The 25,450-nt window shown below is 71.8% G+C and carries 27 protein-coding genes and 1 pseudogene; 8 read left to right on the top strand and 20 right to left on the bottom strand.

The annotated features are described in order from the left end of the window. Positions 1-11 precede the first annotated feature (11 nt). On the bottom strand, positions 12-926 hold the full coding sequence (locus tag ACIA8D_RS32065; RefSeq protein ID WP_399237658.1) for an RNA polymerase sigma-70 factor: 915 nt from the start codon (positions 924-926) through the stop codon (positions 12-14). A gap of 199 nt (positions 927-1,125) precedes the next feature. Between ACIA8D_RS32065 and ACIA8D_RS32060 the strand changes: the two are divergent. Beyond that, positions 1,126-2,650, top strand: a pseudogene (locus ACIA8D_RS32060) (MFS transporter). 9 nt (positions 2,651-2,659) lie between these two features. Here the strand turns inward: ACIA8D_RS32060 and ACIA8D_RS32055 are convergent. From ACIA8D_RS32055 to ACIA8D_RS32015, 9 genes are all read right to left on the bottom strand, one after another. Then, positions 2,660-3,313, bottom strand: coding sequence for an ABC transporter ATP-binding protein (locus ACIA8D_RS32055; protein WP_399237657.1), 654 nt, complete (start codon positions 3,311-3,313; stop codon positions 2,660-2,662). After that, positions 3,306-4,223 (bottom strand): ABC transporter ATP-binding protein, encoded by a 918-nt coding sequence (locus ACIA8D_RS32050; protein WP_399237682.1) that lies wholly within the window; start codon positions 4,221-4,223, stop codon positions 3,306-3,308. The genes ACIA8D_RS32055 and ACIA8D_RS32050 overlap by 8 nt, the downstream gene beginning before the upstream one ends. 41 nt (positions 4,224-4,264) lie before the next feature. Beyond that, complete coding sequence (locus ACIA8D_RS32045) at positions 4,265-5,137, bottom strand: ABC transporter permease (RefSeq protein ID WP_399237655.1); 873 nt, start codon at positions 5,135-5,137, stop codon at positions 4,265-4,267. Further along, positions 5,130-6,122 (bottom strand): ABC transporter permease, encoded by a 993-nt coding sequence (locus ACIA8D_RS32040; RefSeq protein ID WP_399237654.1) that lies wholly within the window; start codon positions 6,120-6,122, stop codon positions 5,130-5,132. The genes ACIA8D_RS32045 and ACIA8D_RS32040 overlap by 8 nt, the downstream gene beginning before the upstream one ends. After that, on the bottom strand, positions 6,119-7,699 hold the full coding sequence (locus tag ACIA8D_RS32035) for an ABC transporter substrate-binding protein (protein ID WP_399237653.1): 1,581 nt from the start codon (positions 7,697-7,699) through the stop codon (positions 6,119-6,121). The genes ACIA8D_RS32040 and ACIA8D_RS32035 overlap by 4 nt, the downstream gene beginning before the upstream one ends. 109 nt (positions 7,700-7,808) lie before the next feature. Next, on the bottom strand, positions 7,809-8,927 hold the full coding sequence (locus ACIA8D_RS32030) for an acyl-CoA dehydrogenase family protein (protein WP_399237652.1): 1,119 nt from the start codon (positions 8,925-8,927) through the stop codon (positions 7,809-7,811). Continuing rightward, positions 8,924-10,108: an acyl-CoA dehydrogenase family protein gene (locus ACIA8D_RS32025; protein ID WP_399237651.1), complete on the bottom strand. Its 1,185-nt coding sequence runs from the start codon at positions 10,106-10,108 to the stop codon at positions 8,924-8,926. Before ACIA8D_RS32025 ends, ACIA8D_RS32030 begins: the two co-directional genes overlap by 4 nt. Then, positions 10,105-11,094: an NADPH:quinone oxidoreductase family protein gene (locus ACIA8D_RS32020; protein WP_399237650.1), complete on the bottom strand. Its 990-nt coding sequence runs from the start codon at positions 11,092-11,094 to the stop codon at positions 10,105-10,107. Before ACIA8D_RS32020 ends, ACIA8D_RS32025 begins: the two co-directional genes overlap by 4 nt. 115 nt (positions 11,095-11,209) lie before the next feature. After that, the gene (locus tag ACIA8D_RS32015; RefSeq protein WP_399237649.1) at positions 11,210-11,836 is read right to left on the bottom strand and encodes a helix-turn-helix domain-containing protein; all 627 of its coding nucleotides are present in this window, start codon (positions 11,834-11,836) and stop codon (positions 11,210-11,212) included. A 95-nt stretch (positions 11,837-11,931) separates the two neighbouring features. On the opposite strand from ACIA8D_RS32015, the gene ACIA8D_RS32010 reads away from it, so the two are divergent. Continuing rightward, positions 11,932-12,972, top strand: a complete 1,041-nt coding sequence (locus ACIA8D_RS32010; protein WP_399237648.1) for an NAD(P)/FAD-dependent oxidoreductase — start codon at positions 11,932-11,934, stop codon at positions 12,970-12,972. 224 nt (positions 12,973-13,196) lie between these two features. Here the strand turns inward: ACIA8D_RS32010 and ACIA8D_RS32005 are convergent, their stop codons facing one another. Continuing rightward, complete coding sequence (locus tag ACIA8D_RS32005) at positions 13,197-13,607, bottom strand: MFS transporter (RefSeq protein ID WP_399237647.1); 411 nt, start codon at positions 13,605-13,607, stop codon at positions 13,197-13,199. A gap of 77 nt (positions 13,608-13,684) precedes the next feature. Here ACIA8D_RS32005 and ACIA8D_RS32000 point away from each other — a divergent pair, with 77 nt between their 5' ends. After that, positions 13,685-14,575 carry a sigma-70 family RNA polymerase sigma factor gene (locus ACIA8D_RS32000; protein WP_399237646.1) on the top strand — a complete coding sequence of 297 codons (891 nt, stop codon included), beginning with the start codon at positions 13,685-13,687 and terminating at the stop codon, positions 14,573-14,575. Between the two features lie 24 nt (positions 14,576-14,599). On the opposite strand, the gene ACIA8D_RS31995 is transcribed toward ACIA8D_RS32000, so the two are convergent. Next, positions 14,600-14,821, bottom strand: coding sequence for a helix-turn-helix domain-containing protein (locus ACIA8D_RS31995; RefSeq protein WP_385755076.1), 222 nt, complete (start codon positions 14,819-14,821; stop codon positions 14,600-14,602). Beyond that, a complete protein-coding gene (locus tag ACIA8D_RS31990; protein ID WP_399237681.1) occupies positions 14,821-15,291 on the bottom strand; it encodes a DUF2975 domain-containing protein in 471 nt (156 codons plus the stop codon). The genes ACIA8D_RS31995 and ACIA8D_RS31990 overlap by 1 nt, the downstream gene beginning before the upstream one ends. Before the next feature lie 153 nt (positions 15,292-15,444). Here ACIA8D_RS31990 and ACIA8D_RS31985 point away from each other — a divergent pair, with 153 nt between their 5' ends. Then, positions 15,445-16,356, top strand: coding sequence for an SDR family oxidoreductase (locus tag ACIA8D_RS31985; protein WP_399237645.1), 912 nt, complete (start codon positions 15,445-15,447; stop codon positions 16,354-16,356). A 21-nt stretch (positions 16,357-16,377) separates the two neighbouring features. Here the strand turns inward: ACIA8D_RS31985 and ACIA8D_RS31980 are convergent, their stop codons facing one another. The 3 genes from ACIA8D_RS31980 to ACIA8D_RS31970 form a co-directional block, all read right to left on the bottom strand. After that, positions 16,378-16,809, bottom strand: coding sequence for a PPOX class F420-dependent oxidoreductase (locus ACIA8D_RS31980; protein ID WP_399237643.1), 432 nt, complete (start codon positions 16,807-16,809; stop codon positions 16,378-16,380). Between the two features lie 67 nt (positions 16,810-16,876). After that, positions 16,877-17,716, bottom strand: a complete 840-nt coding sequence (locus ACIA8D_RS31975; RefSeq protein ID WP_399237642.1) for an enoyl-CoA hydratase/isomerase family protein — start codon at positions 17,714-17,716, stop codon at positions 16,877-16,879. Positions 17,717-17,814: 98 nt separating this feature from the next. After that, positions 17,815-18,783 (bottom strand): SDR family NAD(P)-dependent oxidoreductase, encoded by a 969-nt coding sequence (locus tag ACIA8D_RS31970; RefSeq protein WP_399237641.1) that lies wholly within the window; start codon positions 18,781-18,783, stop codon positions 17,815-17,817. Between the two features lie 62 nt (positions 18,784-18,845). Between ACIA8D_RS31970 and ACIA8D_RS31965 the strand changes: the two genes are divergently transcribed. The 3 genes from ACIA8D_RS31965 to ACIA8D_RS31955 all read left to right on the top strand — a co-directional run bounded on the left by ACIA8D_RS31965 (position 18,846) and on the right by ACIA8D_RS31955 (position 21,446). Continuing rightward, on the top strand, positions 18,846-19,400 hold the full coding sequence (locus ACIA8D_RS31965) for a TetR/AcrR family transcriptional regulator (RefSeq protein ID WP_399237639.1): 555 nt from the start codon (positions 18,846-18,848) through the stop codon (positions 19,398-19,400). Positions 19,401-19,476: 76 nt separating this feature from the next. Next, positions 19,477-20,064, top strand: a complete 588-nt coding sequence (locus ACIA8D_RS31960) for a TetR/AcrR family transcriptional regulator (protein WP_399237638.1) — start codon at positions 19,477-19,479, stop codon at positions 20,062-20,064. Further along, positions 20,061-21,446 (top strand): MFS transporter, encoded by a 1,386-nt coding sequence (locus ACIA8D_RS31955; RefSeq protein WP_399237637.1) that lies wholly within the window; start codon positions 20,061-20,063, stop codon positions 21,444-21,446. The genes ACIA8D_RS31960 and ACIA8D_RS31955 overlap by 4 nt, the downstream gene beginning before the upstream one ends. A 119-nt stretch (positions 21,447-21,565) precedes the next feature. Here ACIA8D_RS31955 and ACIA8D_RS31950 read toward each other — a convergent pair whose 3' ends face one another. From ACIA8D_RS31950 to ACIA8D_RS31935, 4 genes are all read right to left on the bottom strand, one after another. Further along, on the bottom strand, positions 21,566-22,210 hold the full coding sequence (locus ACIA8D_RS31950) for a LysE family translocator (RefSeq protein WP_399237636.1): 645 nt from the start codon (positions 22,208-22,210) through the stop codon (positions 21,566-21,568). Positions 22,211-22,379: 169 nt separating this feature from the next. Beyond that, on the bottom strand, positions 22,380-23,312 hold the full coding sequence (gene hemC, locus ACIA8D_RS31945; protein ID WP_399237635.1) for a hydroxymethylbilane synthase: 933 nt from the start codon (positions 23,310-23,312) through the stop codon (positions 22,380-22,382). Between the two features lie 63 nt (positions 23,313-23,375). Beyond that, on the bottom strand, positions 23,376-24,047 hold the full coding sequence (locus tag ACIA8D_RS31940) for an HD family hydrolase (RefSeq protein ID WP_399237634.1): 672 nt from the start codon (positions 24,045-24,047) through the stop codon (positions 23,376-23,378). 88 nt (positions 24,048-24,135) lie between these two features. Then, positions 24,136-24,714 (bottom strand): TetR/AcrR family transcriptional regulator, encoded by a 579-nt coding sequence (locus tag ACIA8D_RS31935; RefSeq protein WP_399237633.1) that lies wholly within the window; start codon positions 24,712-24,714, stop codon positions 24,136-24,138. 171 nt (positions 24,715-24,885) lie between these two features. Between ACIA8D_RS31935 and ACIA8D_RS31930 the strand changes: the two genes are divergently transcribed. Next, complete coding sequence (locus ACIA8D_RS31930; RefSeq protein WP_399237632.1) at positions 24,886-25,446, top strand: hypothetical protein; 561 nt, start codon at positions 24,886-24,888, stop codon at positions 25,444-25,446. The last annotated feature ends 4 nt before the right edge of the window (positions 25,447-25,450 follow it).

Here is a 25,450-nt window from a genome sequence, read left to right as displayed (position 1 = left end):
GTGGACCAGCTTCAGCGGCTCACGGCGGTCGCCCGGCGCACACGGGAGAGCTTCTTCGGGTTGCGTACGTGGTAGGCGCCGGTCACGAAGTCGTCCTCGACGCGCACCGCCACCACCCCGTCGATCTCGCCGGCGACGCGGACGACGAGCCCGGGGCCGCCGTTGATCTGCATGATCTCGACCGACCTGTCCGCGTCCCGCCGCCACCAGCCGGAGGCCAGCAGGCGGGCCACCTTGTCCGACCCCACCACGGGCCGCGGCAGGGCGTGTTTGATGCCGCCTCCGTCGCTCAGCGCGATCACGTCCGGCGCCAGGATGTCGAGCAGCCGCCGCATGTCACCGGTTTCCACCGCGGTTTGGAAGGCTGCGAGCGCGGCCCGGGTCTGGGCCGGTGAGACGATGCCGCGCGGCCGGCGGGCGGCCCCGTGGGACCGTGCCCGAAAGGCGATCTGGCGCACCGCTGCCTGGGTCTTGTCAACGGCCGCGGCGATCCCCTCGTACTCCACACCGAACACCTCGCGCAGCACGAACACCGCGCGTTCGACCGGCGCGAGGGTCTCCATCACGAGCAGCATCGCCATGGACACGCTGTCGGCCAGTTCGACGTCCTCCGCCACATCGGGTGTGGTCAGCAGCGGTTCGGGCAGCCACGGACCGACGTAGGACTCCTTGCGCCGGCCGAGCGCGCGCACCCGGTCCAGCGCCTGCCGGGTGACGATCCGCACCAGGTAGGCGCGGGGCTCGCGCACGACGGCCAGGTCGAAGCGCACCCAGCGCAGCCAGGTCTCCTGCAGCACGTCCTCGGCATCGGCGGCCGAGCCCAGCATTTCGTAGGCGACGGTGAAGAGCAGATTGCGATGGGCGACGAACACCTCGGTCGCCTCGTCCACGGCCCCTGCCCGACTCCGCTCGTCGTGTTGCCTCATGCTCGGCTCCCGCCTGGTCGATCCCGGTCCCGTCCCGAGCACCAGACGACGCGGCCGACCTCCGTGTGACATCCGGCCACAGTGACCCACGTCGCGCCGTGGGGCTGTTACGGGGCGCGGGCCGCCGCCGTCCTGTGCTCGTCAGGACGCCGCGTCGACGGACTGCGCGGCATGCGGCACCACGAGTGAGGACGAAGTCATGCCAACCACCAAGGCGCAGGCGCCCGATGCGCGCCGCTGGGCAGCGCTGTGCTTCATCGCCCTGGCCCAACTCATGGTCGTTCTCGATGGAACGGTCGTGGACATCGCCCTGCCGTCGCTCCAGCGCGACCTGGGCATCTCCGACGGGGACCGGCAGTGGACCATCACCGGATACACACTGGCCTTCGGCAGCCCGCTGCTGCTCGGCGGCCGTGTCGCGGACATCGCCGGACGCAGGCGGACCTTTCTGATCGGGCTGCTCGGCTTCGCCGGCGCCTCGGCGATCGGGGGCGCGGCGAGCAGCTTCGAACTGCTCCTTGCCGCCCGCGCGTTGCAGGGCGCCTTCGCCGCGCTGCTCGGCCCGGCCGCCCTGTCGCTGCTGACCGTGTCGTTCACCCGGCCCGCGGAGCGCGCCAAGGCGTTCGGCATCTGGGGCGCCACGACGGCCGTGGGCGGCGCGATCGGGCTGCTGGCGGGCGGGGCGCTCACCGAGACCCTTGACTGGCGCTGGTGCCTGTACGTGAACGTGCCGATCGCGCTGGTGGCGGTGGCCGGCGGGTACGCGCTGCTCACCGAGTCGCGCAGTGCGGGGCGCGCCCGGTTCGACATCCCTGGTGTGCTCCTGGTGACCGGCGGGCTCGTCGCGCTCGTGTACGGAACGAGCCGGGCGGAGTCCGACGGCTGGGGCTCGGGTCCCGTCATCGGTCTGCTGGTCGGCGGTGCGGTGCTGCGCGCCGCGTTCGCCGTGGTCGAGAGCCGGGTGGCGCAGCCGATGCTGCCGCCGCGTACTGGTCGCCGACCGGACCGGGGCGCCGCCCATCTGGGCATCGGACTCGCCTTGGTCGGCATGTTCGGCGCGTTCCTGTTCATGACGTACTACTTGCAGGCCGTGAAGGGGTATTCGCCGTTCCGGACCGGGGTGGCCTTCCTTCCGATGACCGTGGCGGGTCCTGGCGTCGGCGGGCGGGCTCGCCTCCCGTCTGCTGCCCAGGGTCGCGCCGCGGCTGCTGATCGTGCCGGGCATGGCGCTCATCGCGGGCGGCATGCTGTGGCTGCGCACGATGGACACCGACTCCGGCTACCCGGAGGGCGTGCTGGTCTCGGGGCTGCTGCTCGGACTCGGGGCGGGCATGATCATGCCGGTGGCCTTCAACTACGCCACGCACGGCGTCGACGAGCGCGACGCGGGTGTCGCCTCGGCCACCGTCAACACGGCGCAGCAGATCAGCACGTCGATCGGCACGGCGCTGCTCAACACCATCGCCACGAGTGCGACCGCCGCCTATGTGGCCGCGCACGCCGCACGGGGCGGCAGCCCGGACTTCGCCAAGGAGGCGATGCTGGACGGGTTCGTGACGGCGGACACCTGGGCCGCCGGAATCCTTGTGGTCGGCGCGGTCCTCGTCGCGGCGCTGATGAACACCCCGCCGCGCCCCGCACGGCCGGCCGACTCCGACGGTGCCATGGAGGCCCGGAACACGTCGGGGACCGAGGACGCCGGGGCGGTGCTCGCTCGCCCCTGATCCGGTCGGCTACGCCCCCGCCAGCTCCGCCCACTCCACGGTCCGCCCGCACCACCGCTCCAGGAGCACCCGGTCGTGGCCCACGGCCAGCAGTCCCGCCCCGGTCTCCCGGCGGTAGTCCTCGACGACGCCCACCAGCGCGGCCGTGGTCGACGCGTCGAGCATCGCGGTCATCTCGTCGCAGATCAGCCAGCGGGGGCGCAGGGTGAGGGCGCGGGCGAGACAGGCGCGCTGGAGCTGGCCGTCGCTGACCTCGTGGGGGCGGCGGGTGAGGAGGTCGGTGGACAGGCCCACCGTGTCGGCCAGCTCGCGTACCCGGGCCGCGTGCTCGGCGCCGTTCGCGCGCAGGGGTTCCGCGATCAGGTCGGCGAGGCGCAGGCGCGGGTCGGCGGACAGGCGCGGCTGCTGGAAGACGACGCCGAACGCGGTGCGCTGGGCACGCGGTGCGCGGTGTCGCCAGCCGCGGGCCGCCTCGCCGTCGATGACCACACGGCCCGCGTCCGGGGCGTGCAGCAGAGCCGCGACGCGGGCCAGCGTCGACTTGCCGCAGCCGCTGGGGCCGAGGAGTCCGACGCTCTCGCCGGGGCGGACGGTGAGGGTCACGTCGCGGACGACCGGTGCGCGTCGGTCGTAGCCCGCGGTGATGGAGTGCAGTTCAAGCACGGGTGGCCTCCTGGTGGGCCGGTACGGGGTGGTGGCAGGCCACACCATCCGCGAGCGCGGGCAGCACGGCACACCGGTCGTCGGCGCCCGGGCAGCGCGGCGCGAAGGCGCAGCCCTCCCCCAGCGCGTTCAGTTCCGGCGGCATCCCGGGGATCGGGGTGAACGCGCGGTCGGGCAGGGCGTTCAGGAGGCCGCGGGCGTACGGGTGGCGGGGGCCCGGCGTGCCGAAGAAGGCCTCCGCGTCGGCCAGTTCGACGATGCGGCTCGCGTACATGACCGCCACCCGGTCCGCGATCCGTTCCGCCGCCGCGAGGTCGTGCGTGATCAGCAGCAGTGCGCGGTCGCCGCCGATGTGGCGGCGCAGTTCGTCCACCGTGCGCTCGACGAGGTCCCGGTCGAGGCCGGTGGTGGGCTCGTCCGCCAGGAGCAGCGGCGCGTCCCCGACGAGGGCGAGCGCGGTCGCCGCGCGCTGCGCCAGCCCGCCGGAGAGTTCGTGGGGGTACCGGTCGAGGTGATCGAGCGGGAAGGCGGCCCGCTCGGCTGCCGCCACGACGGCTTCCTCCAGGCGCGGCCCCCTGCGCGGCGTGCCCGTCAACTGCCGTAGTGTCTCGGCGAGTTGGGAGCGGATCGTGCGGACCGGCGTGAGGTGGGCGGCCGGGCTCTGCGGCACGAGGCCGATCCGGCGGCCGCGGACCGTGCGCGCGAGGGTCGTCTCGTCGGCCGCCATCAGGTCCAGGTCGCCGAGGCGCGCCGAGCCGGCCGTCTCCGCGTTCTGCGGCAGCAGGCCGAGGAGCGCCGACGCCAGGACCGACTTGCCGCAGCCGCTCTCGCCGACGAGGGCCAGGCACTCCCCCGCCCCGAGGTCGAAGGAGACATCGCTGACGGCTCGTACGTACGCGCCGTCGCGCATCCGGAACCGTACGGACAGGCCGTCCACCGAAAGCACCGTGGTCACAGGGTCAGCTCCGATCGGCGGCGGGGGTTCAGGCGTTCGCGCCAGGCGCCCGCGAGCCCGGCGATGGCCAGCGTCGGCACGATGATGAACAGGCCGGGGAAGAGGGTCGGCCACCAGTCGCCCGCGAGGAGCGAGCCGCGTGCCGTCTGCACGAGCGTGCCGAGGCTGGCCTGGTGGGTGGGCAGGCCCAACCCCAGGAAGGACAGCGCGGATTCGTGCCAGATGGCGTGCGGGACCATGAGGACCGCGGCGAGCGCGGCCTGCGGGAGGACGCCGGGCAGCAGGTGTCTGGCCGTCACCCGCCACCGTGAGGCGCCGCCGGAGATGGCCGCGTCCACGTAGGGGCGCGAGCGCAGCGACAGCACCTCGGCGCGCACGATGCGGGCGGTCGACAGCCAGTGCGTCAGGCCCACCGAGATCACGACCGGCCACACGCCGGGCCGGAACATCGCCACGATGAAGATGCCGAGCAGCAGGTGCGGCACGGACGAGAAGGTGTCCACGACGCGCATCACGCCCCGGTCCACCCAGCCGCCGAGCGCGCCCGCGAGCGCCCCGACGGCGGTGCCGATGACGGTCGCGACGACGGCCGCCACGACGCCGACGAGCAGCGAGACCCGCAGCCCGTACACGCTGCGCAGCAGCAGGTCGCGGCCGACGTCGTCGGTGCCGAACGGGTGCGCCCAGGACGGCGGCTGGAGCTTCGCGGCGAGGTCGACGGCCTGCTGGTCGAGGTTGGTGAGCGGTGGTACAAGGAGCGCGGCGAGCACCACCACCGCCACGATCACGGCGGAGGAACGCACTCGCCACGCGCGCGTGGAGCGGCGCCGCGCCCCGTGCGTGCGCCAGGCAAGAGTCAGGTCAGCCATCGAAGCCCACCCTCGGATCGGCGATGCCGTACAGCAGGTCGGCGGCCCAGTTCCCGGCGAGCACGGCGAGCGTCGCGAGGACGGTGACGGCGGCGAGCAGCGGGAAGTCGACGGACGTGGCCGCCTGCACGGTGGCGGCGGCGATGCCCGGCCAGCTGAACACGGTCTCCACGAGCAGTGCCCCGGTGATGAGTTCGGGGACACGGGAGCCGATGAGCGTGAGCACGGGCAGCGTGCCGGAGCGCAGGGCGTGCCCGAACAGGACGGTGCGCGGCGCGAGCCCTCGGGCCCTGGCCCCGCGCACGGGGTCCTCGTCGAGCGCGTCGCCCACGCCCTGACGTACGTACAGGACGAACCACGGAAGCTGCGAGATCGCCAGCACGCCCGCGGGCAGTGCGAGATGGGACAGCACCTGTCCAGCGGTGACGGTCGACGAGCCGGTGTCGGTGAGTCCGCCCGCCGGCAGCACGCCCAGTTTCAGCGCGAACAGCCACACGGCGAGCAGGCCGAGCCAGAACGGGGGCGCGGCCTCCAGCGTGTACGCGAGCGAGGTGATCGCCCGGTCGAGCCAGCCGCCCTGGCGGCGCGCGGCCAGCACGCCCAGGAGCGTGCCGAGGACGACCGCGACGAGAAACGCCGTGGCGGCGAGGAGCACCGACCAGCCGAGCCGTTCACCGATCACCTGCGCGACGGGCTGGCGCATGACGGCCGAGTCGCCGAGGTCGCCGGTGAACGCAGACGTCAGCCACTCCCACCAGCGGGTGAACAGGGGCTGGTCGACGCCGAGGTTGACCCGCAGCTGGTCGAGGTTCTCCTGGGACGCGGTGAGCCCGGCCGTGCCCGCGTAGGCCTTGACCGGGTCGAAGGGGGATGCCGCGGCGATCGCGAAGACACCGAAGGTGACGGCGGCCAGGACGGGCACGGCGAACACGATCCGCCGGCCCGTCAGGCGCGCCATCGGCCCCCAGGGGAGCCGCCTGCTCATGCCTTCCAGTCCTCCACGTTCCACCACGGACCCGAGGCGAGACCGTGGTCGTGCGGCTCGACCTGCGTGGTCAGGTCGCCGAACTTCTTGTCGACCACGTACAGGTGGTCGATGTGGGTGAGGAAGGTGTAGCCCGGGTCCTTCACCAGTTCACGCTGGATCGCGTCGTACGCGGCCTTCCGCTTCGCCTTGTCGTCGGTACGGCGGGCGTCCTCGAGGGCGGCGTCGACCTTCTTGTTGTCGTAGTGCGCCATGTTGTTGAAGCCGTCGCCCGCGAGCGAGGACTTGAGCATCATGTACTGGTCGAAGTCGGGGTCGGCGGGCGCGCCGCCGCCGGCGAGGACCGCATCCTTGGGCATGCGGGGCATGATGACCTCCCAGGTGCCGCTCTCGACCTTGACGTCGATGCCGAGCTTCTTGGCGTCGGAGGCGTAGGCGAGGGCGTGGTCCTGGCGGAGCTTGTCGCCGGTGAGGTACCAGAGCGGGAAGGCGGCGCGGACGCCGTCCTTCTCGCGGATGCCGTCCTTGCCCGCCTTCCAGCCGGCGTCGTCGAGCAGCTTCTTGGCCTTGGCGAGGTCGTGCGCGCGCTCGGTGCCCTTGGTGAACCAGGGGCTGTCGGTGGGCACGGGCCCGTAGGCCTCCTTGCCTGCGCCCTCCAGGATCTGGTCGACCATGGCCTTGCGGTCGACACCGATGTCGAGCGCGCGCCGGATGTCGGTGTCACCGGTCACCTTGTTGCCGGTGGGCAGGGTGACGACGCGGTAGTCGAAGGAGTTCGCCGCGTAGGTCTTCTTGGTGGAGTCGGCCTTGAACGTCTTGGCGAGGTTGGGCGGGAGGATGGCGCCGTCGAGGTCGCCGGAGCGCAGCCGGGTGGCGCGCACGTCGTCGTCCTTGATGATCGCCATGGTGAAGTTCTCGACCTTCGGCGCGCCGCCCCAGTAGTCGGGGTTGGCCTTGAAGACGAGCTTCTCGCCCTTGGACCACTTCACCAGCTGGTACGGGCCGGTGCCGATGGGCTTGGTGGTGAACTTCCCGTTGTTGACGTTCTGCCGGCCCGCGACGTGCTCGGGGGCGATGGGCAGGACGGTGCGCTCGGCGAACGGCGCGTAGGGGTACTTGAGGTGGAAGACGACGGTGTCGTCGCCCTTCGCCTCGACATCCTCGACGGCGTCCAGTTCGGTCTTGGAGGCGTTGTTGGTCTTCTTGTCGAGGATCGTCTCGTACGTGAAGACGACGTCCTTCGACGTGAACGGCTTGCCGTCGCTGAACTTCACGCCGTGGCGCAGCTTGTACGTGTACGTGCGGCCGTCGTCGCCCACCTTCGGCAGCTCGGCGGCGAGCGCGGGCTTGAGCTTCATGTCGGCGTCGTGCGTGAGCAGCCCGTCGAAGATCTTCGAGTTGCCGTCCTTGCCGTAGCCGAGGAGCGGGCTGAGGCTGTCGGGCTCGTAGGCGATGCCGACGACGGCGCTGTCGCCGCCGCCCTTGGCGTCGTCGTTCGGTGCCGCGCAGGCCGCAGCGGCCGCCGCCAGTGCGATGACCGCTGCTCCTGCTGTCGCGCTCCGTGCCGGCCTGGCCACGCCACCCACCCCTATTCAAGATCTACTGTTATTGCGAACAGCTCGCAATAATGTCATCTCGTCAAGGAGAGGTAAAACCCGCCCGTGAAGTTGTGCGTGCGGGCCGATCTCAGGGAGTCCGCAGGTCGACCAGTTCGGCCAGCTCCTCCCGGTGCCGCCCCGCCGTGCCGAGCGCGATCGAGTCGGCCTTGGCGCGCTTGAGGTACAGGTGGATCGGGTGCTCCCACGTCATGCCGATGCCGCCGTGCAGCTGGAGCGCCTCCTCGGCGGCGTGCACCGCGACGGGCGCCGCGTACGCCTGGGCGACCGCGACGGCGATGTCGGCATCCTCGCTGCCGGTGGCGAGCGCATCGGCGGCATTGCGCGCGGCCGCTCGCGTGTTGACCGTCTCCAGCCACAGCTGGGCGAGCCGGTGCTTGAGCGACTGGAAGGAGCCGACGGGCCGGTTGAACTGGTTGCGCTCCTTCGTGTAGCGCACGGTCTCCGTCAACAGCCAGTCGGCGAGCCCGAGTTGCTCCGACACCAGCAGCCCGGCACCGGCCCGCAGCGCGCGCCGCACGGCCGTCGCCGCGGCGTCGCCCAGCTTCCGCCCGGCGGCCGACGTAAACGTCACGGCGGCCAGCGGGCGCGTACGGTCCAGCGAGATCTGCGGCTCGACGGTGACACCTGCGGCGCCCGCGTCGACCGCGAACAGGCCGCTCGCGGTGGGCACCAGGAACACATCGGCGGCGACCGCGTCCGCGACGCCGGTGACGCGCCCGGTCAGCGACCCGCCCTCTTCCCGTACGTCCCTGAAGTCCTGCCCGGCCGTGGCCGACAGCGACACGGTGAGCACGCCGACGGAGCGGCCCGAGGCGAGCGCGGCGAGCACGGTGTCCGCCTCGTCGCCCGCGCAGGCGAGCAGCGCTTCCGTGGCGATGACGGCGCTGGTCAGGTACGGCACCGGGGCGACGGCGCGCCCCAACTCCTCCAGGACGACGGCCGCTTCGCGGTGCGAGGCGCCCTGGCCGCCCTTGTCCTCCGGGACGAGGAGGCCCGCCAGGCCCATCGTCTCGGCGAGGTTCTTCCACAGCTCGCGGTCGTGCGGCGCGTCCGTGTCGACGCGGGCGAGGACCTCGGTGGCGTCGCAGTGGTCGGTGAGCAGATCGCGGACCGCGGAGCGGAGCGCTTCCTCCTCCTCGGAGTAGAGGAGGTCGGGTTCGGTGCTCGGGGTGCTCGTCGTGGTCATCGGGCGAGGTCCTTCCAGGCGACGTCCTTGTCGGTGCGCGGCTCGGACGGCAGGCCCAGGACGCGCTCGGCGACGATGTTCAGCAGGATCTCGCTCGTCCCGCCCTCGATGCTGTTGCCCTTGGCGCGCAGGTAGCGGTAGCCCGCATCGCGCCCGGCGAAGTCGACGATCTCGGGCCTGCGCAGGGTCCAGTCGTCGTACAACAGGCCTTCCTCGCCGAGGAGTTCGACCTCCAGGCCGCTGATCTCCTGATTGAGGCGGGCGAAGCCGAGCTTCATGCCGGCGCCCTCGGGTCCGGGGTGTCCGGCGACGAGTTGCTGGCGCAGCCGTTCGGAGGTGAGGCGGGCGACCTCGGCCTCGACCCACAGCTTGACCAGGCGCTGGTGCAGGTCGTGGGTGCGCAGTTCGGGGCGCTCGCGCCAGGTCTTGGCGACGATGCCCACAAGGCCGCCCTCGCGCGGTACGCGCATGCCGCCGATGGAGACGCGCTCGTTGTTGAGGGTGGTCTGGGCGACCCGCCAGCCGTCGCCGACCTCGCCGAGCCGGTGGGCGTCGGGGATCCGGACATCGGAGAGGAACACCTCGTTGAACTCGGCCTCGCCGGTGATCTGGCGCAGCGGCCTGACCTCGACGCCGGGGTCGGTCATGTCGCACACGAAGTACGTCATGCCCTTGTGCTTGGGCACGTCCGGGTCGGTGCGGGTGACGAGGATCGCGAAGCGGGCGTTGTGCGCGTTGGACGTCCACACCTTCTGGCCGTTGACGACCCAGGTGTCGCCGTCGCGGACGGCGCGGGTGCCGAGCGCGGCGAGGTCGGACCCGGCGCCCGGCTCGCTGAAGAGCTGGCACCAGATCTCCTCGCCGACCCACAGCGGCTTGAGGAAGCGCCGCTTCTGCTCGTCGGTGCCGTAGCGCAGGATGGTGGGGGCGGCCATGCCGAGCCCGATGCCGTTGCGCCGCGGGTTGTTGTCGGGCGCGCCGGCGGCGGTCAGCTCGGCCTCGACGACGGCCTGCAGCGCACGCGGCGCGTCGAGCCCGCCGAGGCCCTCCGGGTAGTGCACCCAGGCGAGCCCGGCGTCGAAGCGGGCGCTGAGGAAGTCCTCGCGGGGTGTGGTCGCGGGCGGGTGCGCGGCGAGGAACTCCTGGCTCTTCTCGCGCAGTTGTGCTGCGTCGACGGTCATGCGGAGGCCCCTTCCGTCGTACGGGAGTTGAGACCCGGCACCACCACGACTCGGCCGGTCGTGACGCCGTCGGCGACGCGCTGCACGGCGGACGCGGCGTCGCTCAGGTCGACGCGCTCGCTGACCAGCGGCTTGATGGCGCCGCTCGCGGCCAGCTCGGTGAGCTTCTGGTGGCAGTGCGGGATGAGCTTCGGGTTCTTGGTGGCGTACAGCCCCCAGTGCAGACCGACGATCGAGTAGTTCTTCACGAGCGCGTGGTTGAGCGCGGCGGTCGGGATGACGCCGGAGGCGAAGCCGATGACGAGGATGCGGCCCTCGAAGGCGACGACCTTCGTGGACTGCTTGTACGCGTCGCCGCCGACCGGGTCGTAGATCACGTCGGCGCCGCGGCCGCCGGTGGCCTCCTTCACGGCGGCGATGACGTCCTCGGAGCGCCGGTCGATCACGACGTCGCAGCCGAGTTCGGCGGCGACCTTCGCCTTCTCGGGGCCGCCGACGACGCCGATGACCTTGGCGCCCGCGGCCTTGCCGAGCTGCACGGCGGCGCTGCCGACCCCGCCCGCGGCGGCGTGCACGAGCAGCGTCTCGCCCGCCTGGAGGCGGGCGCGCTGGTGCAGGCCGAACCAGCCGGTCTGGTAGCCGATGTGCAGGGCCGCGACCTCGGCGTCGTCCAGCGAATCGGGCGCGGGCAGCAGGGACTTCGCGTCGGCGACCGTGTATTCGGCGAGGCCGCCGCGCGGCAGCACGGGGTTGGCAATGACGCGGCGGCCGTCCTCGGTCTCGCCGCAGATCTCCACGCCCGGCGTGAACGGCAGCGGCGGCGTGACCTGGTACTGCCCCTTGCACAGCAGCGCGTCCGGGAAGTTGATGTTGGCGGCGCGCACCTTGAGCAGAACCTGCCCCTCGCCGGGCACGGGACGCTCGACCTCTTCGAGGCGCATCACCTCGCTCGGCTCGCCGTTCTCGTGCACTTGCCATGCCTGCATGCGGAGCCTCCACGGGACTGCTTCGTCAAACCGGGTTCGGCCGCATACTAAGCGGTCGCTTGCCGATCTGTGAATGCCCTGGAGGGGTAAGGATGCCGGTCGGACGGCGCGGCGTTCAGTCGGACTTCTTGCGCGCGGGCCGCGCCCGTACGTGCATCCGCTCGCCCTGCGGCCCGAACAGCACCAGGAACTCGGCGGGCCCCTCCCCCGTGGACCCGAACCAGTGCGGCACACGTGTGTCGAACTCGACGGCCTCCCCGGGTTCAAGGACCACGTCGTGCTCACCGAGCAGGAGCCGGAGCTTGCCGGAGAGCATGTACAGCCACTCGTAGCCCTCGTGCGTCTTCTGCTCGGGCTCGAGGCGGCGCTTCGGCTCGATCACCTTGTACGCCTGGAGCCCGCCCGGCTTCCGGGTCAGCGGGATCATGGTCCGGCCGCCCCGCACGATCGGCTTCGCCTGCACCCGCGGATCCTCCACCGGCGGGGCGCCGACCAGCTCGTCCAGCGGCACCTTGTGCGCGCGGGCGATGGGCAGCAGCAGCTCCAGGCTCGGCTTGCGCAGGCCCGATTCCAGGCGGGAGAGCGTGCTCACGGAGATGCCGGTGGTCTCGGAGAGCCCGGACAGCGTGGCACCGCGATCCTTGCGCAGCGCGCGCAGTCGGGGTCCGACGCCGGACAGGACGGCGTCCATGCTCGCGTCGGACTGCTCGTCCTCGTGGTCCTGGTGATCGTGCCGAGTCATGCATCCATTGCAGTTTCGGCAAGCTTGTTTGTCAATACGGCGAGTCCGGGTGCACCTTCGGGAGCACAGCAGTTCCCGAGTGCGAGGTGGTCACCATGCAGGCTCAGACTCAGGCTCCGGTAAGGGCCGGGCAGAACGCATACGACGTCGTGGTCGTCGGCGGCGGGACGGCGGGCCTGACGGCCGCGCTGATCCTGGGCCGCTCCCGCCGTTCGGTCCTCGTGGTCGACGCGGGCGAACCCCGCAACGCGCCGGCCGCGCACATGCACGGCTTCCCCTCGCGGGACGGCATGCCGCCCGCCGAGTTCCTCGCCGAGGTGCGGCGCGAGGTCACCGAGTACGGCGTCGAGCTGGTCCGGGACCGGGTGACGGCGGCGGAGCCCGATGGCTCCGGCGAGTTCGAGGTGACCCTTGCGGACGGCGGCCGGGTGCACGCACGCCGCCTCGTCGTCGCCACCGGCCTGGTGGACGAGCTCCCGGACATTCCCGGTCTCGCCGACCGCTGGGGCGACGACGTGATCCACTGCCCGTTCTGCCACGGCTACGAGGTCCGCGACCAGCCGATCGCCGTCCTCTACCGCAAGGCGACGGGCATCCACCAGGCCCTTCTGTTCAGCGGCCTCTCCCCCGACGTGACGCTGTTCCTGAACGGCGCGGACGAGGACGACCTCCCCGACGAGCACTGGCAGCTGCTGGCGGCGGCCGGGGTGAGCGTGGTGAGCGGCCGGGTGGACGGCATCGAGGTGACCGACGACCGGCTCACGGGGGTGCGGCTCGAAGGCGGCCGGGTGTTCCCGCGCTCCGTGGTGGTCGTGCCGACGGTGATGGTGCCGCGCGACTCACTGCTGAGCGCCCTCGGGGCCCGCACGAAGGAGACCCCGATGGGGCCGTTCGTCGACGTGGACCCGACCGGCCTGACGAGCGTCCCGGGCGTCTGGGCGGTGGGCAACGCGACCGGCCCCGCGGAACAGGTCGTCAACGCGGCGAGCGCCGGCTACCGGGCGGGCGTCACCATCCACGCACAGCTGCTCAACGCCGACCTCGAGCGCGAGGTCGCGCGGCGCCGCTCCGGCGTGTTCTCGCCCGAGGGCGAGCAGGCGGTGGCGCGGGCGCGGCGGGAGGCCGTGGGGGCGTGATGCGCAGCCAGAGCCACACGGCGGCAAGGAGGCTCGCGACGCAGACGCCGAGCGCGACGTGGTAGCCCGCCTCGAACGCGCTCCGGGCCGTGGCCCGCAGCCCCGGTGGGACCGCGTTCAGGTCTCCCGTGGCGATGGAGCGGGACGCCGGGTGCGGGTGCTCGACGCCCGACGCAGCAGCCCAGGTTCGGCGGGTCACCGCCGTTCCGGTGGGTGGAGGTCCGTCAGCACGGCGAGGGTGAGCGCCAGGATCGCCGCGCCGCCGACCCCCTGACCGATCCGTGCGCACACCAGCGCCGCGGGCCCGGCGCCAGCGCGGCTCCCGTCGAGCAGAGGCCGAAGACGACGAGACCGGCCAGCAGGACGGGACGGTGGCCGAGCCGGTCGCCGAGCGCGCCCATCAAGGGGATCAGTGCCGCCAGCCCGAGGGCATAGCCGCTGATGATCCACTCCAGCGCCTCGGGGGTGGTCCGGAGCTCGTGCTGAATCGTCGGCAGGGCGACGTTGACGATGGTGACATCGAGCTGGATCACGAATCCGGCCAGGCACAACGCCGCCAAGGCCGTCCGCCGCCGTGATCGCCGTCGCTGTCGTGGTCGGGCCTCCAGGGTGGGCGTTGAGTGGTTCGGGGCCATCGCTTCGTGCTCCTGTCACGTTGTCGCTCGTACGCGTGTCAAAGGCACTGACACCCCGCGACACGAGGACGTGACCGATGGACCCCGCAGAACAGTTCGGCCGGCGCTTCGAGGACAGTCGCCCACGGCTGACCGCCCTGGCCCACCGGATTCTCGGCAACAGCGCCGACGCGCAGGACGCGCTTCAGGACGCCTGGCTTCGCCTCAGCCGCCCGGGAGCGACGGACCTCGCGGCCATCGCCAACCTCGACGGGTGGCTGACCACGGTTGTCTCACGCACCTGCCTCAACAAGCTCAGGGCCCGGGCGGCGCGCCCCGAGAGCCCCACGGCCACGTTCGGACCCGAACTGCATGTACGTCCCGACCAGGGACCGGGACCGGAGGATCAGGCCCTGCTGACCGAGCAGGTCACCCTCGCGCTGCACATCGTCCTGGAGAGTCTGACGCCGCCCGAGCGCCTCGCGTTCGTGCTCCACGACTCCTTCGGGATGCCGTTCGGCGAGATCGCCGCGGTCCTCGGCACGTCGACAGAGGCGGCCCGCAAGCTCGCGAGCCGTGCGCGCAGGCGGGTGCACGCCGTGAATCCGACGGAGATCGAGACCGACCCGGCCGCCGGGCGCGGCGTGGTCGACGCCTTCTTCGCGGCGTCCCGCGACGGTGACCTCGGCGCGCTCCTCGACCTGCTGCACCCCGAGATCACCTTCCACGCCGACGGCGGAACCACCAGGCCCGCTGCGACCGCAACGATCCGCGGCGCGCAGAACGTGGCGCGGCGCGCGGCTGCGTTCGCCGTCCCCGCGGCCGCCTTCCGGGCCGTCACGGTCAACGGCGCCGCCGGGGTCGTCGTGCACGCCGACGGCCGGCCCGTCTCGGTCATGGCCTTCGTGATCTCGCACGGCCGCATCGTCCAGATCCACTCGCTGCTCGACCGGCCCCGCATCGAGCAGCTGCTCGACGGCCTCGGGTAGGCCCACGAGGCCGCGCCCGACGCGTCATCCGACCGCGCCACCCTCCCCCTCCCACCGCAGCAGGTCCCCGGGCTGGCACTCCAGGACCTCGCACAGCGCGGCGAGTGTCGTGAAGCGGACCGCCTTGGCGCGACCGTTCTTGAGGACCGCGAGGTTGGCGGGGGTGATGCCCACGCGCTCGGCCAGCTCGCCGACGGACATCTTCCGTTTGGCCAGCATCACGTCGACGTCGACGACGATCGGCATCAGATCACCTCGGACAGCTCGGCCCGCATCTGCGCCGCCTGAGCGAGCAGCATCCGCAGCACGAGCACGATGAGCGCGACCCCGAGGATCGCCAGGCCGATCCCGCCCATGATGAGGGTGACGCCCGGGTCGTCCCGCTGCCCCGGCGCGTTGACGGCCGTGACCGTGAACCACAGCAGGGCGGCCGCCACGATCGCGCCGATCACCCCGTCCACGTACCGGAAGGAAGCGTTGGAGAAGACGGTGCCGCGCCGCACCATCGCCACGAGCCGCCATACGCAGACCAGGGCGACCTGAGCCGCGACCATCCCCAGGATCGTGATCACCCGGAAGGCGTTCAGCGGCAGCGTGCCGTCCTCAGGATCGCTGCCGCTCACCAGCAGCCAGGCCATCGACACCTGTACGAACACGGTTCCCGCGAGCACCACGACGAGTACGGCGCGCAGCGCTCGTACGGTCCACTTCCCCATGACCCACCCAAGCCTTTCCATTGAATTACGATGGGAATCTATCGAAAAACGATAGACGAAGCAAGGCCGGGCCCGTCGCGCACCGGGGGTCCACGGCCCGCGGGAACCCAACACCCGCCCACCCATGGAAGGTTGAGCGTTCAGGAGGTATCCATGTGCGCCATGACGCATTCCTCGCCCGCCCCGCGCGGCATCCCCGCCCCTCCCCCGCTCGGCGCGTCCGCACTGCCACCGGACACCTACGACGGCCGGCTCGTCCTGGTGACCGGGGGCGGGACGGGGCTCGGGCGGGCCGTGGCCGCGGAGTTCGCGCGGCTCGGAGCCGACGTGATGATCGTCAGCCGGAAGGCGGAGCACCTGGCGCCCGCGCGCGAGGAGCTTCAAGCCGTCGAGGGAGCCGGGCTCATCACTGCGGCGACCTGCGACATCCGGGACGCGGCCCGGATCACGGAGGTCTTCGACGCGGCGTTCGCGGGGCACGGGCGGACACCGGACGTCCTGGTGAACAACGCGGCTGCCAACTTCCCCGTACCGGCCGAGGAGTTGTCACCGAACGGCTGGCGCACGGTCGTCGACATCACGCTCAACGGCACGTACTTCATGACCCGCGAGTTCGGGCGCCGTCACCTGGCCGCGGGCACCCCCGGCTCGGTGATCGCCGTCGGTGCATCGTACGCGTGGACGGGCGGGCCCGGCTTCGCGCACAGTTCCGCGGCGAAGGCGGGTGTGAAGAACCTGGTGGAGACGCTGGCCGTGGAGTGGGGCCCGTACGGGATCCAGGTCAACGGACTAGTGCCGGGCCTCATGCCGCACGAAGACATGACGCCCGACATCCGCGAGAACCTCGACCGCGCCGAGGACCCGGCGGCCCGCCAGCCCGCGCTCCGGGTGGGCGCGCCACGGGAGTTGGGCTGGGCGGCGACGTTCCTCGCCTCTCCCTACGCCCGGTTCGTCAGCGGCCACACGCTGGTGGTGGACGGCGCGAACTGGCAGCGGCGCGATCTGGTCAACGCACCGGTGGCGCCGGTGCGCGAGCAGCTTGGGCGCGGCCCGTTCTCACCGTGACCGTGACCGGGCCGCGGGACATCAGCCGAGCCGCTGCCCGTACACGTGGTCCACGGCCATCGCCATCAGCACTCGGCGGTCCGAGATCATGACGGCCCGGTACTCGTCCCAGTCCGGGTGTTCACCGGCCGCCTTGCGGTAGTAGTCGACGAGCGCCTCGACCTCGGGCCCCTTGGGATCGGCGCCCGGCCCGACGAGCGTCACGGCACCCTCGGCCGTGGCCCAGGCCCGGCCGTGTGAGGCCGTCACCTCCAGTGCGGCGCGGGGGTCGCGGCGCAGGTTCGCGGTCTTGGCACGGCCCTCGGTCATCGACACGTACAGGGTCTCGGTCTCCGGGTCGTAGAACGGTTGCACCGGCGAGAGCTGCGGGCGGCCGTCGGCCTTGAGCGTGGCGAGGACGCCGAGCCTGCTCTCGGCGAGGAGGGTGCGCGGGTCGAAGGGTGCGGATGACATGGTCACCTTTCGGACGGGGGCGGACGCTGCGGCGTCGACGCGCTCCGCCGACACCTTTGCGAACATCTCACGCGCCCCGGTATTCCGGCGGCCTGCGCCGCGCCTTCGCGGTGAACCCTTCGGTCGCGTCCTCGGAGGTGAGCGTCAGCGCCGCGCTCATGGCGACCCGGTCGAGCGCCGCGTCGAGACCGGCGTCGGCGTACGCGTCGATGTCACGCTTGACGGACTGCACGGCGAGCGGCGCGTTTCCGGCGATCTCGGCGACCACGTCGTGCGCGACACCCTCCAACTCCCCCGCCAGGACGACCTGTTGGAGGAGATTGAGCCTGTGTGCGGTCTGCGCGTCGATCCGCCGCCCGGTCAGCGCGAGGAACTTCGCCCAGCCGGCCCCCGCCTCCCGCGCGATCCGCAGATCCCCGCCCGCGTCGACGGCCACCCCCAACTGCGCCTCCGGCAGCGCGAACACGGCGTCGTCGGCCGCGATCCGCACATCCGCCATGAGCGCCAGCTCGAACCCGAAGCCCAGGCAATACCCCTGCACGGCAGCGACCACGGGCTGCGGAAGCCGTGCGAACGCGGCGAACCGCTCGTGCACCCACCGGATGCCTTCGTAGTACGCCCGGTGCCGCGCGGAACCGCTCTCCCCTTCGATGCCGCCGCCGGGCGCGGTCACGTCGATCCCGGCGCAGAAGGCCCGCCCCTCGGCGCGCAACAGCACCACACGTATCCGCTCGTCGAACCGGATCCGGTCGGCCATGACGCCGAGCTGCCGACTCGACTCCCAGCTCCAGGCGTTGAGTTTGGCCGGACGGCACAGGGTGAGCACGCCGACGCCGTCCTTCCCGACGTCGAGGCGCATCCGCCGCTCGTCCCCTTCAGGGATCCGGGTGTCGGTCGTGTCGATCATGCGGTCACCTACCGGCTGGGGAGGGATTCGGCATACCGGGCGGCGCGCAGCGTAGCCGTGCGGGGCGACATGCTGAAGACCCGGTGGGTTGCCGCTCCCTATTGGAGGAGGTCGGTCGAGACGGCCCACAGGCGCTCGGCCGCGTCGGGATCGAGCGCCCACTCCTTGACCCCGTGCGGGTGATCTGCGAGTTCGGCGCCATCGGGCACGCTGTACGCCTCCCGCCCGTCGTCGAGGTAGTGGCCTCCGGTGCGGGCGAACTCGGGGGCGACGGATGCGACGAGCGTGGTGGCGGCACCCTGCTCGACCGTCTTGTACGTGAAGACACCCGCGGCCTCGGCCGCGTCGAGCGACGCCTTCTGCTCCGGCGTGAAGTTCCGCTGCAGCCCCGTGGCGACGCCGCCCGGGTTCACCGCGTTGGCCACGATGCCGTCGTCCGCCCAGCGGCGGCTCGCCTCGACGGCGAAGAGCGAGTTCGCCGTCTTGGACTGGGCGTAGGCGAGCTGCGGATCGTAGGGACGCCGCTCAAATTGCAGGTCGGCGAAGTCGACACGGGCACGCATGTGTGCCGTCGAACTGACCGAGACGATCCGGGCTCCGCCCCTCTCCTCCGCACCCCGCGCCAGGGCGCCGTGCAGTCCTGTGGCCAGCGCGAAGTGACCGAGGTGATTCGTCGCGAACTGCAACTCCCAGCCCTCACGGGTGCGTTCGAGGCCGGCGGTGACCACGCCGGCATTGTTGATCAGCAGATGGAGCGGCCCACGCCAGGTGTCGACGAAGTGTGCGACGGAGTCCGTGTCGGCAAGATCGAGCCGACCGACCTGCGGCCGGACCCCGCCGGTCGCTTTCTCGATCCGGTCGGCGGTGGCCGCACCGGCGACCACGTCACGAACGGCGAGCGTCACCTCCGCACCCGCGGCGGCCAGCGCACGCGCCGTCTCGGCCCCGAGCCCGGAGGAGGCTCCGGTCACGACGGCACGGACACCTGCGAGGTGGACTCCGCGCAGCACCTCATCCGCGGTGCTGGAGGCACTGAAAGGTGTGGTGATGAGGACACGGTCAGCCATGCGACGACTATACGCACTGAACTGTATTTGTATAGTTTGCCTCGCACTCCTACGCTCACCCCATGAGCAGCCCCGACGCCGCCCCTGACGCCGACCGCCGGTCCCAGGTCCTGGACTCCGCGATGGCCACGTTCGCGCGATTCGGATACCGGAAGACCTCGATGGAGGAGGTGGCACGGGCCGCACGCATCTCCCGGCCCGGCCTCTACTTCCTCTTCTCCTCGAAGGAGGCCCTGTTCCGCGCGGCGGCCACCCGCACCCTGAAACAGGACCTCGACGCGATCGAGCGAACCCTGGCCGACACCGAACGCCCCCTCCCCGACCGCCTCGTGGACGCGTTCGACCGATGGGCCGGCCGGTACATCGGCCCGCTGGCGGGCGACATCACGGCAGTCATCGAGGACAACCCGCACCTCCTCGACGAGATCACCGCCTCCGCACCACGACGCTTCGAGGAACTGATCACCAGCGCGCTCACCCACGCGTCGCCACGACAGTCGGCCATCCCCACCACCCAGACATTGATCAGCGCATCGATCGGCCTCAAACGGCAGGCGCCGACGCGGGAGTTCTACGTGGCCCGGATGAGGACCGCCGTCTCACTCCTGGTGCGCTGAGGACCCCTGCGGTGGGTCAGCAGGCACGCACACCTCATAGTAGACACCGTCTACTCCCTTCCGGTAGACAGTGTCTATGCAGACGAACGACACCCCCGCCGACAGCCTCCGCGAACGCCTCATCGACACCGGCGTGACACTCGTCGACACAGAAGGCGCGGCAGCGTTGTCGCTGCGCGAGATCGCCCGGAGGGCGGGTGTCTCGCACGGCGCACCCCGCCGCTACTTCCCCACCCACCTCGAACTGCTGTCGGCCATCGCGCGGCGCGGCTTCGAGCAGCTCGGGGAGCGCATCACGCGAGCTCTCGCCGACGGCGGCCGGGACCCGCGAACCCAGGTGGCCACTCTCGCGCGGGTTTACCTCGACTTCGCGGCGCGGAACCGCGGCATGTACGAGCTGATGTTCCGCCATGATCTCTTGGAGAGCGGTGAGTTGGGGCTGCGCGAGACCAGCCTCCCGTTGTTCCAGGTGCTCACTGAGCTGGTCGCCGCCGCTCGGCTCGACACCACACCCGCCGTCGTGGCCGGCGCACTCTGGGCGAACCTGCACGGAGTCGCCCAGCTGTGGGGCTGGGGCAGTCTCCAATTGGCCGTCTCTGGCGAGGACATCGAGCCTTTGCTGGCCGCGGTGCTCGACGCCCATCTGGGCCCGGAGCCCCGATGAGCCCTGCTGTGCGTCGGCGCGTCGCACTCGCGGGCAGTGTTGTCGGCGCGGTCCTCGTCGCACTCGACGGCACGGTCCTGACCGTCGCCCAGCCCGCGCTCCAGGCCGACCTCGACGCCTCCCTCACACAAGTCCAGTGGACCAGCACCGGCTACCTGATCGCGGTGGCGAGCCTGCTGGTGTTCGCCGGGCGGCTCGGCGACCGCTACGGGCACGCGCGGCTCTTCGGATACGGCATGCTCGGGTTCGCGGCGGCCTCCGCGGGGATCTGTCTCGCGCCGGACATCCGTTGGGTGATCGGATTGCGCGTGGCCCAAGGGGTGTGCGGTGCGCTGCTGCAACCGGCGACGCTCGGCATGCTGCGGGCGGCCTACGCCGCCGATTCCCTCGGCATGCCGATCGCGCTGCGCACCAGCGCGATCGGTGTCGCGGCAGCCGCGGGTCCGCTGGTCGGCGGGGCGCTCACGACGCAACTGGGCTGGCGTTCGGTGTTCTTCCTGGGGGTGCTGCCCGCCGTCGTGATCGCCGCGCTCGTCCTGGCGGTGCGGGACCGAACGGCGCCGCTCGGACCACGCACCGTCGGGCTCGATCCTGGCGGCGCGCTGTTGCTCGCGATGTCGCTCGGCTGTCTGGTGGCGGCGCTGGCCGGGCTGGCGGGAGCCGGGGGGACGGCGGGCACCGCACTGTTCGCGGCCGGTACGGCTGCGGCGGCGACGGGCTTTGTCGCGCACGAGCGCCGCACGGCGGACCCGCTGCTACCCCCTGGCCTGCTCGCGTCCCCGGCCGTCGCACCCGCGCTGGTCATCCTGCTGACGGCTTCGGCGGCGCTGTTCGGCACGCTGTTCACGGCCACGTACTTCCTTCAGGACGTGCTCGGCCTCGACCCGCTCGGCACGGCGCTTCGCATGCTGCCCGCCGCCTTGTGCATGGTGCTGGCGGCGCCGCTCACTCCGGCACTGCTGCGCCGCTGTGGAACCCGGGCGACGACCTCGGCCGGGATGCTGCTCCTGGCGGCGGGGGTGTTCGGCTTCGGCCGTCTCGACACATCGGCGACCCAACTGGCCGTTGAAGCCTGCGCGTTGGCGATGGGTACGGGCTTCGGCACAGTGATGGTCGCCGCGACGGAGTCGCTCGTACGCCGGGCCGACCTCGGCACGGCAGGGGTGGCGGGAGGACTACAGCAAACAGCGATGAACGTGGGCCCGACGCTCGGCGTGGCGCTGGCGACGACCCTGCTCGCCTCCGGTGCGCACTTCGTGGCGTCGATGGGCGTCACCTTGACGGCGCTCGCGGTCCTGTTGCTCATCGCCTGCGCGGCCGCCGTTCGGCTTCCCGCCAGGACGGCACGGGGAGTGACCCGTGCCCGTACAACCAGTACCTGACGTCGTACCCCGACTTCACGCCCGGCCAGGCCGAGGCCATCGACCGCGGCAACGCCGAGGCGCTCTTCCCCCGACTCGCCCGCTGACCGCGCACCCCTGCCGGGGTTCGTTCACAGGACTCAGCCGGAGACGGGCGTGCGGGACAGCGCCGTGCGCACCGCGAAGACGCCGAGCAGGCCCCCCGCCGTGAACCGCTGGGCGGCCATCGCGCGGGGCCGGTCCGCCAGGAACCCCGAGATCCGCGCCGCGCCCAGCATGATCACGGCGTTCACGGTGACGCCCACGACGATCTGGACGCCGCCGAGCTGGAGCAGCTGCGCCCAGGCGGGCCCGGCGTGCGGGTCGAGGAACTGCGGAAGCAGCGCGGCGTACAGGAGCGCGATCTTGGGGTTGAGCAGGTTGGTCAGCAGCCCCATCGAGAACAGCCGGGTGTCGGAGACCGGAGGCAGATCCGCGGCCGGGGAGAACGGCGAGCGGCCGCCCGGCTTGAGCATGCCCCAGGCCAGGTAGCCGAGATACGCGGCCCCGGCCAGCTTGACCACCAGGTACGCCACCGGCACGGCGGCGAACAGCGCGGACAGACCCGCGGCTGCGGCCAGCAGATAGGCCACGAAGCCGACGGCCGTCCCGCTGAGGCTGACCAGGCCCGCCCTGCGCCCCTGGGTGATCGCGCGCGAGGCCAGGTGGATCATGTTCGGGCCCGGCGTGAGCGCCATGCCCAGTTCGATCAGGGCCACTCCCCCGACTGCGGTCGCACTGATCACCGGTCACCCTCCTGGTCGTTCACGTGGCGCCGGCTACGGCTGGCGCTCGAACACCCGTGCCGTAGATTACGCGACCGGAGGAAGGCCGCCGATCGGGCCGGGTCTCAAGACCTCGGCCGGACCTCCAGGCGTCGGCCAGACCTCACGACCTCGGCCGGACTTCAAGACCTCAGTGCGGAATCCCGTCGATCAGTTCGCGCGCACCCTGCCGCAGCAGCGCCACCGCCACCGACATCCCCAGCGTCGCCGGGTCCAACGGGCCGGCCCACTCCTGCGCGTTGAGCACCCGCTTGCCGTCGGGCGTGAACACGCAGCCCCGCAGCGAGAGGTCGCCGGTGCGTTCGGCGCGGGCGTAGCCGGCGATCGGCGAGTTGCAGTGGCCCTGGAGGACGTGCAGGAACATCCGCTCGGCCGTCGCCTCGCGCCAGGTGTCGCGGTCGCCGAGCCCGGTCACGGCCTCCAGCGTCGACTCGTCGTCCTCGCGGCACTGCAGCGCCAGGATCCCGGCGCCGATCGGCGGGCACATCCGCTCCGGCGCGAGCACTTCCGTGATGACGTCGGTGCGGTCGATCCGTTCGAGGCCCGACAGCGCGAGGAGCAGCACGTCGGCGTCGCCCGCCGCCATCTTCTCCATGCGGCGGTTGGCGTTCCCGCGCATCGGTACGCACTCCAAGTGCGGGTGGGACGCGGCGAGTTGGGCGACACGGCGGACCGAGGACGTGCCGACGCGCGTACCCTCGGGCAGCTCGTCGAGGGTGCGGCCCGCCGGGTCGATCAGCGCGTCCCGCACGTCGTCCCGCTTCAGGTACGCGCCGAACGTACAGCCCTCCGGCAGCGGCCGGTCGGCCGGGATGTCCTTGAGGCAGTGCACGGCGAGGTCGGCCTCGCCGTCGAGCAGCGCCCGGTCGACCTCCTTGGTGAAGGCCCCCTTGCCGCCGAGCTTCGACAGATCGCCCATCCACTTGTCACCGCTGGTCGTGACTGGCACGACCTCGGTGCGGATGCCGGGGTGCAGCGCGGCGAGCTCGGCGCGGACTCGCTCCACCTGGGCCAGCGCCATCGGCGACGAACGGGAGACGATACGGATCAACTCGGCTGACATGCCGACACGATAGCCCCTTTGGCGTCGCGGGGATCGACACCCCCGGTGCGCGGTTGCCCACACTCAATTGGGCTCGGCACGCCGCGACCAGCCGCGCGCCTCGCCCTCGTCGATGAGCCGCTGTCCGGCCTGCCACAGGGACGTGGAGGCGTCCCCGATCACCGCCTTGCGAACACGGACGTCGTCGGCGGTGACGCCGGGGGTGCGCCAAGTACCCCCGCGCGCCATCCAGTTGAGCAGCAGGGGCTGCAGCCGGTCCATCGCCTTGGCGAACAACGCTTCAGGGGTGCGCCGTTCCTCGAACTCGTCCCACAGCGCTCTCATGCGCCGCCCCTGGTCCGCCGGGAGCAGCCCGAACAGTTCGCCGGCCGCGGCACTCTCCCGCTCCTGCTGGTCGCTGCCCGCGGCACTGTCGTACAGGGGTGTGTCCCCGGCGTAGATCTCCACCAGGTCGTGCAGGAGCACCAGCTGGACGGTGTGCCCGACATCGATGGGCCGGTCGGCGTGCTCGGCGAGGACGACCACCATCATCGCCAGGTGCCACGAGTGCTCCGCGTCGTTCTCGCGGCGTTCCGCCGCGGCGAGCGGCGACTGCCTGAGGACGGTCTTGAGCTGATCCACCTCGACGAGAAAGGTGAGTTGGTCCCGTAGTCGGTCGTCGAGACCTTCGGGGAAGGGAGTCTTGTCGGCGAGCAGGCCGCGGCGCCCGCCGGCCACGCCTTCAGCGCCACTCACGCGTTCATCGCCGCGCGCACCGTCATCGCCGCTCGCACCCTCACCGTTACTCATGCCTTCATCGTGACTCATGTGCGTAGACGCGCCCTTATTCAGGACGCAGGATCCCTTCCACCCCATGCAGGAACGTCTCGGAGATGAGCGCCGGGTCGAAGAGGCAGCCGGCGGCCATCGCGCCGTCGCGAAGCATCACGAAGTGCCGGCCCGCCTCGTCCGCGGGCGTACGGCCGGCCCGGTCGAGCAGTTCGACGGCGGTGTCCAGAAACCACTGCCGGTGTGCCAGTACGGCCCGGTGGACCGGGTGGGACGGGTCGGGGTACTCGGCCGCGGCGTTCAGGAAGGCGCAGCCGCGAAAGCCCTCGGACCGGATGCCCTCGGTGATCGTGCGGGCGACGGCGCGGACCGTGTCGGCGGGCGGCAGATCCTGGGCACGGACGGCCTCGACCTGACCCCGGATGCCCTGGTCGGCCTGCTGCAGGTAGGCCAGGACGAGGTCTTCCTTGCCCTTGAAGTGCCGGTACAGCGTGGCCCGGGTGACCTGGGCCTCTTCGATGATCCGGTCCACACCGACCGAGTGGATCCCCTCGGTGTAGAAGATGCGGGTCGCCGTGGACAGCAGCCGCGTCCGCGCCTCGGACGTCCTGCCGCCTGTCGTGCTCGCACTCATGGCGCCACCGTACCAGGCACGCGAGGGAGAACGTTCGGTCTTGACGGCGACTCCCGGACGGCTTTAGATGAAAAGAGACCGAACGTTCTCCCTCGGCAGAGCGCTTCAGCGCGCTTCCGCGCGCCACGCCTTGCTCCACTCCGCCTTCCGCGGCCCTCCGAAAGGGACCTCATGGAAACCATCGACACCGCCGTCTCCACGCCCGCCCCCGCGGCGAGCCCCGTCGCGGCGCTGCGCCGCCTGTACCTTCTGCGCTTCGGCTTCGCCGCCGTCTGGGCGGGCCTGCTGTTCACGAGCGCAGGCACCCTGGGGCCCCTCAGCAAGACGCTGCTGGTGCTCTATCCCCTGTTCGACGTGGCGTGCGCAATCGTCGACGTCCGCTCCGCCAGGGCCCAGCGCGGGCCGGTGCTCGGCCTCTACGCGAACATCGCGCTCAGCATCCTGACCACCGCGGGGCTGATCGCGGCCGTCTCCTCCGGCATCCCGGCCGTGCTGCGCCTGTGGGGCGCCTGGGCCGTCACCGCCGGCCTCGTCCAACTGACCGTCGGCGTCCTGCGGCGCGGCATGGGCGGACAGTGGCCGATGATCGTCAGCGGCGGCATCTCGGCCCTCGCCGGGGCCTCCTTCATCGCCCAGGCGGCGAAGGACGGCGCGTCGCTGACCAACCTGGCCGGATACGCCTTCCTCGGCGGCGTCTTCTTCCTCGTCTCCGCGCTGCGTCTGCGGCGCTGAGGGA

Origin of the sequence: Streptomyces sp. NPDC051684, assembly GCF_044453445.1 — a bacterium.
In the GTDB taxonomy this organism is placed as follows: Bacteria; Actinomycetota; Actinomycetes; order Streptomycetales; family Streptomycetaceae; genus Streptomyces.
Note: the sequence above shows the minus strand (reverse complement) of the source record. Positions and strands in the feature narration are given on the sequence as shown.